Origin of the sequence: Paenibacillus nitricinens, from assembly GCF_052056485.1 — a bacterium.
Classification (GTDB): Bacteria; Bacillota; Bacilli; order Paenibacillales; family Paenibacillaceae; genus Paenibacillus_AQ; species Paenibacillus_AQ nitricinens.
The window spans coordinates 4,980,518-4,993,806 of record NZ_CP183948.1 but is presented as its reverse complement, the minus strand read 5'-3'; the positions used below and the strand labels follow the sequence as shown (position 1 = coordinate 4,993,806).

Genomic DNA, 13,289 nt, shown 5'->3' with positions numbered 1-13,289 from the left:
AATGATATTAGGGGAGGGGTCACTACGCTTAAATATTCCAATATCTTTCGTAAATTCTTAATCTCCTATGTAGTCATTTTGGTCATTCCCAGCATTGGCGGATATATGTCCTATCTGACTTCGATTTCTGTGACAGAGTCTATCTCTATTGAGAACGGGGTCACCCAGCTCCAGAAAAGTCAGGAAATATTGGAGCGCCGCATGGCGGAAGTAGAAGGGTTTACCAGGCAATTGGCAGTCAACCAGGAGCTAAATGTTCTGATGAATGAAAGAGACAATGAGACGAACGTGTATGGCATTTGGAGAACGATGCGGAATGTCCTGACTTTCGGTCAGACGAATGATTTTTTGCAAAACTATTATATTTACCTCGCCAATTATAATCTTATTCTAACCCCAGGTTCTTCTTACCGACCGGAACATTACTACTCTAATTTCAACTATAAGGATCTTCCGCTACAGGATTGGACCAAAGAAGTGCTTGAGAAAACCCATCGCAGTGAAATCAAGCCACTCAGTGACTATGTTAGCAGGGGCATGCAAACCTCCGTTATTACCTATATGCAGTCACTCCCTCTGGATAGTTTCAACGATTCCTCACCAGCTGTCGCGGTAGTGATCATAGACGAGAAAATCATTTCTAGTCTGTTATCTGGTTTAACTGAGCGATACGGAGGCTGGGTTCATATCAGCGATGCTGAAGGAAATACGATTGTCCTGCAGGGAAGTGATGAGCAGAAAATGGCCCATATGACCGCTGATTCGGATTTTGATAAAACCAAGGTTAGTCAGTTCTATGAAGACGATCTAGTGATCACGACTCGTTCTGATTCGAACGGATGGGTATACCAGACAGGGATTCCCCGGCCTATTTTGATGGATAATGCTAACAAGATCAAGCAAATGTCCATACAAATTACGGGAGGAACATTACTCATCGGCTTGATAGTCGGACTAATATTAGCTTACCGTAACAGCGCTCCAATCAACCGTATGCTTAGCGTCATGAAGGAGCAATTTGGCAAGGAAGAGGCCTCCGCCAAGAATGAATTTGACTTTTTAAGCGGAAATATTGCCAATATGATCACTAAGAACAAGTTGCTGGAAACCGAACTTAATCGTCAGCTTCCGTTGGTCAGGGATGCATTTCTGAAGCGGCTATTAGCAGGTGAATTCAAAACGCATGATGAGATTCTCACAGCGGCTGAGCAGGTGGGGATTAATTTGAAACAGAACACTGGGTATGTAGGAATTGTTCAGATTAACGGCTATGCCGGTATGGACAGCGTTGAGATTCTCAATGAGCTGAATGCTTCCCGGTTGCTGCTGAAGCAGTCCCTATCGGATCTCGGAGTGGAAGTACTAATGACGGATATGGGCTCCGACAAAGTGGTAACTCTGTTTTTCTCCAAGGAAGAAGAGAATGACAAAGCGTATGAGGCAGAGAATATCACCAGCATTCTGGAGAATTTGGCGCAGTACGTTTTTAATGAGTATCGTATTACTACTCAGGCGGGCTTCGGAGATCTTTTTACAGAAATAACGGAAATCGGCCTTTCCTTTGACCAAGCCAAGCAAGCTCTGGAATATGCCGTCTACATGAATAAAAAAGGAATTGTATGGAGTAGCGAAGCCCAAAATGAGAATACGACCTACTATTATCCGCTGGATACAGAGCAACGTCTGATCAGTACCATCCGGGCTGGAGAGTTAGAAGAGGCTAAACGGATTGTCCGTGCGATTGTTGCCCAGAACATGGAACAGCGTGAATTATCCATGGAAATGAAGCAACAGCTTGTTGGAGAAATAAAAGGGACGTTTCTTAAGCTTCTGGATCAAAAGGCTTTTACAGAATACCCGGACATCGAGAGTGTGAAGCGGAGGGTCATAGACATTGGTTCATCGGAACGACTCGAAATGATTCAGACCGAATTTTTTGTTATTATGGAAGAACTGTGCGGACTTATTGCAAATAAAAAGAAGGATGTTCATATTCAGATTATTAAGCAGATCAAGGAATATACAGCAGAGAATTATTCGGATACAGAGCTGAGTCTGTACCGGGTAGCCGAACAGGTCGAACGGCCTGAAAAATATATTTCTCAATTGTTTAAAGAGGTTACAGGTGTCAATTTCTCCGATCATCTGATAAAAGTGAGAATGGATCAGGCTGTGATTTTGCTCAAAGATAGTCGGTATACGGTTGATGAGATTGCTATTCGGGTGGGCTACAATAGTTCACATTCTTTCAGACGGGCCTTCAAGCGGTTAATCGGCGTTTCACCGAGCGCTTATAGACAGTCTATTGATGAGTAAACAGTTGTTTGGCAAAAATTAAGTATTAGACTGATCCAGTAAAAGAAGCAGCGGCGGACCAAGACTTGATAAATAAAGTCTTAGACTGCCGCTGTTGTCGTTCAAATAACGTTCCCGTTAGCTTGTCACCGACGGTCTATGCATCCTACTTTACTTTATTTAATAAGTTTGTCACCATTCTGCTCAATGTCCCTTGATCGACGAAAGGAGCAAGACTTGCCAGCAGATCTGGGCTAAGATGTTCAGCTTCGACTCCACTAATCAACTTCTCGAGATTTTTACTGTCCAGAAAAGGTGCAAGGCCTATGATCTGATCCGCATCGATAGTGCCGTCTTCAACCCGGTCTACCAAACGGTTTAATGTTTCTCTGCTAATAAAGGGTGCCAGCCCTTGAATGGAATGCCAGCTCAAGCTGCCCTCTTCTGCTTGTTGTACTAACCGATCTACATGTTCTCTTCCAAGAAACGGGGCAATCCCAACAAGATTGTGCACTTCTAAGGAACCGTCAATCGATTTATCTACCAGTCGGCTTAATGTGTCGCTGCTGACGAACGGAGCGAGTCCAGTAATGGTATTCCACACAATTTCGCCCTCTTCTGCCTGACGAACCAGTTCATCCAATGTGCCTGTTCCAAGGAACGGAGCCAGCCGCATGATCACGTCTAACTTAAGGACGCTGCTGTCTAATCGTTCTGTAACCTTATGCAGAGCGCTTGCTTTTACAAACGGCGCTACTTCTACAAGCTCCTCCACCTCCGCCTCTCCGGTATTGACCATCTCTGCAACTTGTTCCGGCCTGTTCTCTGCGATCTCCTCAACGATCGTTCCTAGGTGCGGGTGCTCCCGATTTTCTGTATTGTCTCCTGCATTTAAAATGTCGTCTACCGTTTTGCCGAATAACCTTGCAAACTGCGGAAGCGTTCCGATATCCGGTAGCGATTCGCCCCGTTCCCATTTCGATACCGCTTGATGACTTACATTCAGTTGATCGGCAAGTTCCAATTGGGTAAGATCCTGGTCTTTGCGAAGCTTCGAAATATAAGCTCCAATTTTACGCAAGTCGAGCATTGTATACCTCCAATAAAACAAAATGTACAGTGCGCACTGTCAAAAACAGCATAGCATTTCTGCAAACGCAATCCTATCAAGAGTTGGTTGAATTGTCTCATGGGCTTTATTCAACTGCCGGTAGAATTGTCCAGATTGGAAATCTCCAGAGAGGGTCCTCGAAAGGTGAAAACGGCTGCTGCTGATGCCTATCTATTGGAGAGTTGTACTACAGAGAAGGGAATTAAATCTGTGTGCGAGTTAAACGTCTATGGAGAAGTTGACCGTTTTGATCATCCGAAGAAACTACTTTACTGGTAATCTTGACAAACTATTAGCTGGTATAGCTTAATGAAGCATCGTCAGTCTAATACTTTTTTCGGAGTCCGAACCCTGTTTCCGGAAAAATGGCCGTTCTACAGCTATTTTGTTCTCCCTGAACAGGGTTATTTGTACGCTGAAATGCCCAAGTGTACCTTTTCTTTGGGGATAAAAGTCAATTATGATCAACTCGTAGAAAGCGCTATCATAAACTAATGGCGGTTGCTTAGGGGGGATTGTTCTGGAGAAAGAAATAGTATTACACCACAAGTCGTTACCGAAGCGTAGGGGCTCTGTATTTTTACAAAATGCTCGCAGAAGTATGAAAAAGCACTGGCAGCTACATTTGCTCGTGATTCCACCTCTGTTATTTTTCCTCATTTTTAAGTATTATCCAATGCTGAATGCGGTTCTAGCCTTCAAGGACTACAACGTGATTAAAGGAATATGGGGAAGTCCATGGGTTGGATTTCATAATTTTCGATTATTTTTTGATAATCCGCAGTTTTGGACGCTGCTCAAGAACACCATCATGCTTAGTGGTTACCTGCTGCTGGCGGGATTTCCAATTCCGATTATCCTTGCGCTCATGATTAATGAATTGCGCGGGGGAAGGTTCAAAAAGTTCGTCCAGCTGGTCTCTTTTGCGCCTTATTTCATCTCGACGGTTGTCATGGTGTCCATTATTATGCTATTTATGGCACCTCGTCTTGGATTTGCGAACATCGCTCTCAACTTCTTCGGTTTGGAGTCGATCAATTTCCTTGGAGAACCGGGAATGTTTCGTTCGATTTATGTCTGGTCTGATATTTGGCAGACTGCGGGCTACAGTGCCGTTATCTATTTAGCAGCGCTTGCCGGTATAGATCCTACGCTTTATGAGGCAGCCAAAGTCGATGGCGCTTCACGCTTTCAAAAAATTCGTTATATTGATCTGCCAGGTATTGTGCCTACAATCGTCATCATCCTGATTTTGAATGTTGGGAATGTCATGGCTATTGGCTTTGAGAAGGTTTATCTTCTGCAGAACCCGCTCAATCTGGCGAATTCCGAGATCATTGCCACTTATGTCTACCGGGTCGGTTTGCTGAACGCCAATTATAGCTTTGCAACTGCGGTTGGTCTATTCAACTCGGTAATCAACCTTATTTTGTTGCTTACGGTGAATGGCTTGGCTAAACGCATCACAAACAACAGCATCTGGTAGGAAAGGAGCAACCACATGGCAGCAGTTCAACAAAAAATTAAAGAATCAACTGGCGATAAGCTATTTCTGACCACTATTTATATCCTACTCAGCCTCGTGGTCATCGCGGTGATTTATCCGCTAATTTTTATCATCAGTAGCTCGATTAGCAGTCCGGCAGCCGTTACCTCCGGCCGAGTCTGGTTATGGCCTGTAGATATTTCCTTCAAAGGTTTCAAGGTTCTGCTAAATACACCTGAGATCATTACAGGCTACGGCAACTCCATTTTTTATACAGCCGCAGGGACGCTCATCAGTGTTGTGCTTACGATCATGATCGCGTACCCTTTATCACGCAGAGGTTTCTTCGGACGCAACACTTTGATGATGATCATCACCTTTACGATGATTTTCAGCGGCGGGCTGATTCCGACCTATATGGTCGTGAAGGAACTCCATTTGATTGATACCCGCTGGGCACTGCTGATACCAAACGCGATTTGGGTATGGCAGGTCATTATTGCCCGGTCATTCTTTCAATCCTCCATTCCGGAGGAGCTGCTGGAAGCCAGCGAAATCGACGGTTGCAGTGATATGCGGTTTGTCTGGAGCGTTGTTATTCCGTTATCGAAGCCTATTATTGCGGTGTTAGTCCTTATGTACGCGGTAGGACAGTGGAATGCCTACTTTGACGCTTTGATTTATTTGAAATCAGCGAATTTGTTTCCACTTCAGCTTGTCTTACGAAGCATCATTATCCAGAACAACAGCGCAGGTACTATGGATGCAATGAAAATGGTGGAGCGGCAGCAGCTTGCTGAGCTACTCAAATATGCACTTATAGTTATCGCTACGCTGCCTGTACTTGTTATCTATCCGTTTGTTCAGCGTTATTTTGTCCAAGGAATGCTGGTCGGTTCAGTTAAAGGCTAATTCACAGCTTTCAGAATCTGGAGAGGGGGAGAGGCACGCAGTGAAATGACAGAAAGATATCGTACCTGCCTAAATTATAAAAGGGAGTGATCGGATTTGAAGAAAAGTATGGTGACCTTGTCATTGGTGCTGGTATTAATTCTTACGGTGGTGTTAAGCGGATGTGCTAATAAAAATACAGATAACACATCCTCCGCACCTGCTGACTCAGGTAACTCGGAATCAGCAAGCAAACCGGTGGAAATCAGCGTGTTCTCGGTTCAGGAATCCGGGATCGATGTTCCTACCAATAAATTTTCGAAATTTGTGGAAGACAAATTCAATATTAAATTCAAATGGGAAATCAACCCTTCAGACGGAGCCAAGGAAAAGCGCCAAATCTCACTTGCTAGTGGCGATTACCCTGATGCTTACCTGCTCACTCACTATATCGATCAGTTCTCACAGGCAGATCTTCTGAAGTATGGCAAACAGGGCGTACTGATTCCTCTGAACGATCTAATTGATAAATATGCTCCAAATATTAAAGCGGCTATGGAAAAGAACGATAATTTGAGAACGCTTAACACAGCACCTGATGGTAATATCTACGGGCTTGTCGCTTACACCGAGTGCTTTCACTGCTCCTATCCGAGCAAAATGTGGCTTAATACCGAGTGGCTGAAGAAGCTGAATCTGGAAATGCCGAAGACAACCGAAGAATTCAAACAAGTGCTGGAAGCTTTCAAAACACAAGATCCGAACGGGAATGGAAAAGCAGATGAAGTGCCGCTGAGTGGCTCCATTGAGGAGTTTGGTGTACGCATTGTACCATTCCTAATGAATGCATTTGTATATGATGATGACCGCAATTATCTGAATATGCTGGATGGAAAAGTTCAATCGGCGGCTGTCACACCGGAGTGGAAGGAAGGCCTGACTTATATCAAATCTCTGTTTGACGCAGGTTTGATTGATCCAGGGGCATTCACACAGAATGCGGAAGCCTTCAAGAAAATCGGTGAAAATGCCGATGCGGAAATTCTGGGCGCCGGTGCGGGCATGCACCCTGCGATTTTCGTCAATATTGATCCGGGCAATAGAAGCTCGGCACACTACAATCCTGTACCACCGATTAGCGGACCGGAAGGTATCTCCTATGCGACTCATGATGCAGGTGGCGTATCCCCGGGAGCGAAATTTGTCATCACCAACAAAGCTAGCGAGGAAGCACAGATCGCTTTAATTAAAATGGTAGACTATATGTTTACTTCTGAAGGACAGACCAATGGTGGCAGCGGTATGAAGGGCATAGATTGGACGGATCCAGAAGAAGGCGATGTAGCACTGGACAAAGATGTTAAACCAGTGATCAAGACCATTCCTATGGCGGAGGGCGAAGCGCCGCGCAATGCGGGCTGGAGCGGCATGGGTCACTTCTATATGCCAAAAGAGTACCGTGATACTTTCGTTCAAGCTACTGACATCTACGCTTCCAGCGGTTATGAACGCAGATTGTATGATGCGACTCTGCTGTATGAAGGACATGAGCCTAAAGAATTATTCCCAATCTGGTCGATTTGGATTGATCCAAGCGAAATCGATGAAGCGAGCTTACTGCAAACCAATATTAAGAATTACATTGAGCAAAATCAGCTTCAATTCATCACGGGCAACAAGGATCTTACTAAAGATTGGGATGCTTATATAAAAGGTCTGAAAGACTTGAAGCTAGATCGTTATCTCGAAATCTTGCAAAAGGCTTATGAAACTTCTAAAAAATAAAATATTGAAATCAGAATCAGGTGCTGTAAGATATACCCCAGCACCTGATTTCTTGATTTCAAGGAAAATATACATTTTTATTTACGGAGGATCAGTCATGACAGAAGAGAAACATTGCAATCATCAATTTGTAGCTCCAAGACGAGGACTACCGAATACAAGTGTAAGACTTGCAGGAAAGGAGCGGGTGACGGTCGCCTTTTTGGGTGGTTCCATTACGGAGGGGGCGGGTGCTTCCGATGCGGACATATTTAGCTGGAGAGTGCTGACTGGTAAGTATCTGCAGGAGCGATTTGCGAATCATGAATTCCGCTTCATCAATGCGGGAGTGGGTGGAACGAATTCCACGCTGGGCGCTCACCGATTACAGTCACATGTCCTGCAATACGGCAAGATTGATCTACTATTCGTTGAATTTAGCGTCAATGACGGCAACGACCGGGAAGAATCCATTAGAGGTATGGAAGGCATTGTACGCCAGTGCAGACGGTTGTCGCCCGGCACTGACATTTGCTTCTTGTATACGGCAGCAGAGAAGAATCTGTCGGGGAGCAACCCCTTTAACATTGCCGTCCACGAAGAAGTAGCTGAGCATTACGATCTTCCATCAGTTAATTTTGCAGCTAGAGTCTATGCACAGACCCAGGCCGGACAAATGGAGTGGACCAAGATGGCTCCGGATGGATATCATCCCAATGATGACGGACATGCGCTGTATGCTTCTTTCTTACAGGAATATTTGGATGCAGCTCTTGTGCTTGACAACACATATTCAAATACCGGAAGCGCGTTAAGTATTGCTCCTCTGGAGGAGCGGAATTATGAATATGGTAACTTACTGGATTTCAGAGGCGCTGATCATGCAGATGGGTTCGAGCTACGCGAGCTTACCCCTGATGATCCACTGATGAACTGGCGATTTGGAACGGAGCATTTATATACAGACAGCAAAGAGGCATCTTTTTCTTACACAGTAACCGGACAGAGTGTGGGGATGCTGCTGCTTTACGGCCCGGATAGTGGAATATTCGAATATTCACTCAATGACGGTCCCTTTCATGCGGTTCACTTATTCGATGAATGGTGTCCGCTTGCGTTTCGGCCTATTATTGCTATGTTCGGAATCGAGGAACAACGTCAGGAATTGCAAGTAACCGTGCGAATTACAGGGGAAAAGGATGAACAGAGTAAAGGCACCAGTCTGCGTATTTTGAAGCTAATGTACAATTAATTATTTTAACCGAAAGGATTATACTGCCTCTTATTAAGCGTTTACAATACTAAGAAAGTTGGTGTTGATCATTTCTTTTACAGAACACAGCGTCGATTCTTCTCCTATCGTAATCCGCCTGACTGATTATGGTGTTCTGCCGGATTCCGGGTTGGATGCTCAGCCAGCCATGACAAGAGCTATTGAGGCAGCTGCCGAAATAACTGGGCCGGTCCTGCTGGATTGTCCAAAAGGCTGTTATCATTTCTATCCGGAAGAGGCCATCCGGAAACCCTACTACATCTCCAACACTACCAGTGAAGAAGAGAATCCTGATGTCACCAAGACTATAGGAATTCTCTTAAAAGGGCTGCACAATTTAATATTTGAGGGAAATGGCTCTCTATTTATCTTCCATGGCAAGCAGACGATGTTCTTGCTGGATGGCTGCAAAAATGTAGAGATTCGTAATTTGCATACCGACTACGCCCGGCCGACTGTGTCAGAGATGACGATTATTGAAAGCGGTACTCATTATTTCGATGTCCAGGTTCACCCCGATTCGCATTATGAGATCAGGGACGGCAAGCTGGTCTGGATCGGTGAGGGCTGGAGCTTCTCGGAAGGACCGATGCAGACCTATGATCCACTCAGCAATACGACTTGGCGGATGGACAACTGGTCGGAGCTGGCTGATTCGGTTGAAGAGCTGGAGCCGATGAAGCTCCGCTTGCATTTTGATCATCAGCCTGAGGTTGTCCCCGGGCATGTTCTGCAAAGCCGTGATGGTATTCGCGATCAGGTAGGTGTCTTCCTTGTGGAAGGCTCTAACATCACCTTCGGCGATGTGGGGCTGCATTTTTTACACGGACTTGGTGTTGTAGGGCAGTTCAGCGACAATCTCACCTTTCAACGCATGGATATTTCGCCGCGCCTGGAGACAGGCCGAACGGTTGCTGGCTTTGCGGATTTCATCCACATGTCCAGCTGCCGAGGTAAAATAACTGTTGCAGACAGCCGTTTTGCCGGTTCTCATGATGACGTCGTCAATGTCCATGGTACCTATCTACGGATCGTTGAGCAGCTGTCTGCGAATAGGGTGAAGGTTCGCTTCATGCATCCGCAGACCTACGGATTCCTGGCCTTTCATCCGGGAGACGAAATTGAATTTGTTCGTTCTGGCTCTCTGACTACCTATGCGGCTAATGAAGTGATAGAGGTTACGCGTCTCAATCCACGCGAGCTAATACTGACTTTAGCACATCCGATTCCTGAGGGGATTGGCAGCCATGATGTGATCGAGAATGTAACCTGGACACCGGAGGTTGAAGTCGTAAATAATCACCTCGCGCGGGTACCGACCCGCGGTATCCTTGTGACAACCCGGCGTAAAGTAGAGATTAAGGGGAATGTTTTTGATCGGATGCAAATGAGTGCAATTCTGGTTGCACTGGATGCGGAGTCTTGGTATGAGTCTGGCAAGGTGGAGGATGTAACCATCGCCGAGAATCATTTTATTGAATGCGGGGGCATCGAGCATCCGGTTATTTTCATTTCGCCAGAGAACACAGAGGTTGGTGAGAGCACTCCTGTTCATCAGGGCATAGTTATTAAGAACAACAGGTTCGAGACTGGTAAAACGTTAGTCCTTAGTGCCAAGAGTACCCGCAGACTGGCCTTCAGTGCTAACGAAATTGTCATGGGTGGGGAAAGTATGAACTGTCTTTCCAGTGTTGAGGCTGCGATATGTTTAACCGCTTGTAGCGAGGTCGGCATTCAGGATAATTTGTTCAATGAGTTAGGGTAGGTTGTGTTAGATCGCGATATGGATCGGTAGATCGATGTATAGAAAACGCTTTATCTGATCTTTATAATGAGGGCAGACTTGGGGGAATACATTATTTGATTCATGACAGATCGTGAGGGAGAGAACCAATGAAACTTCAATATGACAAGCCAGCAAATGTATGGACCGAAGGGCTTCCGATTGGGAATGGCCGTCTGGGTGGTATGATCTTCGGCGGTGTGGAACAGGAGAAAGTCAGTCTAAACGAGGATACATTATGGTCAGGGTTCCCGAAGGATGGGAACAATCCCGGTGCTAAGGAAGCTCTGCCAAAGGTTCGAAAGCTGATTCAGGAGGGCCGGTATTCAGAAGCGGACACCCTGACTAGAGAGATGCTAGGTCCGTACACCCAATCGTATCTGCCTTTTGGAGATTTACTACTTCGTTTTGAGCATGGTGGTGTTTATCAATCTTATCGGCGGACATTAGATATTGAACATGCGGTTCACCGCATTGAATACAAGATTGGTAATGTTACTTATACCCGTGAGATGTTCGCTTCACATCCTGATCAGTTGCTTGTGCTGCGTCTGACTGCAAGTGCACCGGGAGCGCTGAATGTGCATGCTACGCTAGATAGTTCGCTTCGGCATAGCCTTCACGCTCTGGGTGATAACTTTGTACTCTCGGGAACTGCACCGGAGCATGTTGATCCAAGCTATTTTTGGAGTGACAATCCGATCCAATACGGAGAACCTGGCAAAAGCAAGGGCATGGCCTTTGAAGGACAACTCTCCGTAGTAGCAGAGGATGGGGAAGTTACCGTTGACGGTAGTGGAATTCATCTGTTGGGAGGAACGGCTGCAACCTTCTATTTCAGCGCGGCTACAGGCTTTAATGGTTTTGACAAAATCCCGGGAGCTGAGGGGAAAGATGCTTCTGCTATTGCAGCTTCTTACTTGGCAGATGTGAATGGAAAGTCTTACGACAGCTTGCTTCAAGCGCATGCCGAGGATTACCGATCGCTTTTTGACCGAGTGAAGCTCCAATTAGGTAAGACACTAGCCCCGGATTCGATGTCCACGGAGCAACGGATTACGACATACGCGGCACAAGACCCTGGACTTGTCGAGTTGCTGTTTCATTACGGGCGCTATTTGATGATCGCAAGCTCGCGCCCTGGAACGCAGGCTACTAATCTGCAGGGAATATGGAATGCGGTTACCCGTCCGCCGTGGAGCAGCAACTATACGCTGAACATCAATACAGAGATGAATTATTGGCCAGCTGAAATTTGTAATCTGGCGGAATGTCATGAGCCGCTGCTGGATATGATCGGAAACTTGGCGAAGATGGGTGTGGAGACTGCTCAAGTCAACTATGGTACCCGAGGCTGGGTGGCTCATCATAATACGGATCTTTGGGCACAGACAGCACCGGTGGGGGATTATGGTGACGGAGATCCAAGCTGGGCTTACTGGTCGATGAGCGGCGTTTGGCTGACACAACATCTCTGGGAGCATTATGCTTTTGGCGGCGACGAGGAATATTTGCGGACTTCCGCTTATCCTGTGATGAAGGAGGCGGCTCTGTTTGCACTGGACTGGCTTATTGACGATGGTAACGGAAGGCTTGTGACCTCTCCATCCACTTCACCAGAGCATAAATTCCGGACTGCGGAGGGCTTGGCTGCAGTCAGTGCAGGTGCTACTATGGATATTTCGCTCATCTGGGAGCTGTTTACGAATTGTATCGAGGCCTCGGAAACGCTTGGAACGGATGAGGATTTGCATGCAGAATGGGTAAGCGCACGTGAACGTTTATTGCCGCTGCAGGTGGGTAAGTACGGACAATTGCAGGAATGGTCCTTAGACTTTGAGGATGAGGATATGTATCACAGACATACTTCACATTTGGTCGGTATCTATCCGGGCCGGCAGTTGTCAGAAGATGAGACCCCTGAGCTGTTCGCGGCCGCCAAAACTTCGCTTGAACGGCGTGGGGACGAGAGCACGGGCTGGAGTCTGGGCTGGAGAGTTGCGCTCTGGAGCCGCTTCCGGGACGGCAACCGCTCACTACGCCTGCTCTCAAACATGCTGCGGCTGGTGAAGGACGGGGAGTCCGAACAGTATAGTCACGGCGGGGTTTATGCCAATCTGCTTGGCGCACATCCACCGTTCCAAATTGATGGTAACTTCGCCGCTTCTGCCGGAATTGCTGAGATGCTACTGCAATCTCACCTCGGCTATCTCGATCTGCTGCCTGCACTGCCAGATGAATGGCAGGGGGGAAGTGTAGCAGGGCTACGTGCCCGCGGTGGCTTTGAAGTTAGCATTCAGTGGGATAGAGGCCATCTCGTGGAAGCACAGATTACCTCCCTTCAAGGCAATGAATGTGTGATCCGCACAGATGCTTCGCTTATGGTGAGTAATGGCGGTAATGAAATGAAGTGTGACCGTTCCGCAGATGGAATGGTGAGCTTTCCAACGACCGCAGGCCAAACCTACAAGCTTATAACTGGTAAGCAATAATAGTTAGTTTCATACGAATATGGACAGCAGCAGGGACCTGAAATACAGGCCCTGCTGCTGTTTTTTTGTACGAATATAAGAATTCACAAAATGATCTATAGCGGCAATGGAAATATGTGGACCCGTGTGGCAACTGAAAAACACTATTATCGCAGAGTGAGTAAGAGGGAAACGGAGTGTGGATACGAAAGATG

9 protein-coding genes are annotated in these 13,289 nt (G+C 46.4%); 8 read left to right on the top strand and 1 reads right to left on the bottom strand.

All coding sequences use genetic code 11. The annotated features are described in order from the left end of the window. Positions 1–105: 105 nt before the first annotated feature. Complete coding sequence (locus ACN6KS_RS22215; RefSeq protein WP_341135453.1) at positions 106–2,316, top strand: helix-turn-helix domain-containing protein; 2,211 nt, start codon at positions 106–108, stop codon at positions 2,314–2,316. Positions 2,317–2,461: 145 nt separating this feature from the next. On the opposite strand, the gene ACN6KS_RS22210 is transcribed toward ACN6KS_RS22215, so the two are convergent. Then, positions 2,462–3,385: a helix-turn-helix transcriptional regulator gene (locus tag ACN6KS_RS22210; protein ID WP_341135452.1), complete on the bottom strand. Its 924-nt coding sequence runs from the start codon at positions 3,383–3,385 to the stop codon at positions 2,462–2,464. Between the two features lie 99 nt (positions 3,386–3,484). On the opposite strand from ACN6KS_RS22210, the gene ACN6KS_RS22205 reads away from it, so the two are divergent. From ACN6KS_RS22205 to ACN6KS_RS22175, 7 genes are all read left to right on the top strand, one after another. Continuing rightward, on the top strand, positions 3,485–3,685 hold the full coding sequence (locus tag ACN6KS_RS22205) for a hypothetical protein (RefSeq protein ID WP_440960494.1): 201 nt from the start codon (positions 3,485–3,487) through the stop codon (positions 3,683–3,685). Between the two features lie 322 nt (positions 3,686–4,007). Next, positions 4,008–4,892, top strand: a complete 885-nt coding sequence (locus ACN6KS_RS22200; protein ID WP_143759569.1) for an ABC transporter permease — start codon at positions 4,008–4,010, stop codon at positions 4,890–4,892. Between the two features lie 15 nt (positions 4,893–4,907). Then, complete coding sequence (locus ACN6KS_RS22195; protein WP_341135450.1) at positions 4,908–5,804, top strand: carbohydrate ABC transporter permease; 897 nt, start codon at positions 4,908–4,910, stop codon at positions 5,802–5,804. Positions 5,805–5,912: 108 nt separating this feature from the next. Further along, positions 5,913–7,568 (top strand): extracellular solute-binding protein, encoded by a 1,656-nt coding sequence (locus ACN6KS_RS22190; protein ID WP_440962431.1) that lies wholly within the window; start codon positions 5,913–5,915, stop codon positions 7,566–7,568. 97 nt (positions 7,569–7,665) lie between these two features. Continuing rightward, positions 7,666–8,799, top strand: coding sequence for an SGNH/GDSL hydrolase family protein (locus ACN6KS_RS22185; RefSeq protein WP_440960493.1), 1,134 nt, complete (start codon positions 7,666–7,668; stop codon positions 8,797–8,799). Positions 8,800–8,863: 64 nt separating this feature from the next. Continuing rightward, positions 8,864–10,585, top strand: coding sequence for an alpha-1,3-galactosidase-related protein (locus ACN6KS_RS22180; protein WP_440960492.1), 1,722 nt, complete (start codon positions 8,864–8,866; stop codon positions 10,583–10,585). Positions 10,586–10,713: 128 nt separating this feature from the next. Then, complete coding sequence (locus ACN6KS_RS22175) at positions 10,714–13,095, top strand: glycoside hydrolase family 95 protein (RefSeq protein WP_440960491.1); 2,382 nt, start codon at positions 10,714–10,716, stop codon at positions 13,093–13,095. Positions 13,096–13,289 lie beyond the last annotated feature (194 nt).

Coding starts and splice junctions, on each gene's coding strand:
- ACN6KS_RS22215 (WP_341135453.1), top strand. CDS start 106: ATGTCCTATCTGACTTCGATTTCTGTGACAGAGTCTATCTCTATTGAG.
- ACN6KS_RS22200 (WP_143759569.1), top strand. CDS start 4,008: ATGAAAAAGCACTGGCAGCTACATTTGCTCGTGATTCCACCTCTGTTA.
- ACN6KS_RS22195 (WP_341135450.1), top strand. CDS start 4,908: ATGGCAGCAGTTCAACAAAAAATTAAAGAATCAACTGGCGATAAGCTA.
- ACN6KS_RS22210 (WP_341135452.1), bottom strand. CDS start 3,385: ATGCTCGACTTGCGTAAAATTGGAGCTTATATTTCGAAGCTTCGCAAA.
- ACN6KS_RS22205 (WP_440960494.1), top strand. CDS start 3,485: ATGGGCTTTATTCAACTGCCGGTAGAATTGTCCAGATTGGAAATCTCC.
- ACN6KS_RS22175 (WP_440960491.1), top strand. CDS start 10,714: ATGAAACTTCAATATGACAAGCCAGCAAATGTATGGACCGAAGGGCTT.
- ACN6KS_RS22190 (WP_440962431.1), top strand. CDS start 5,913: ATGGTGACCTTGTCATTGGTGCTGGTATTAATTCTTACGGTGGTGTTA.
- ACN6KS_RS22185 (WP_440960493.1), top strand. CDS start 7,666: ATGACAGAAGAGAAACATTGCAATCATCAATTTGTAGCTCCAAGACGA.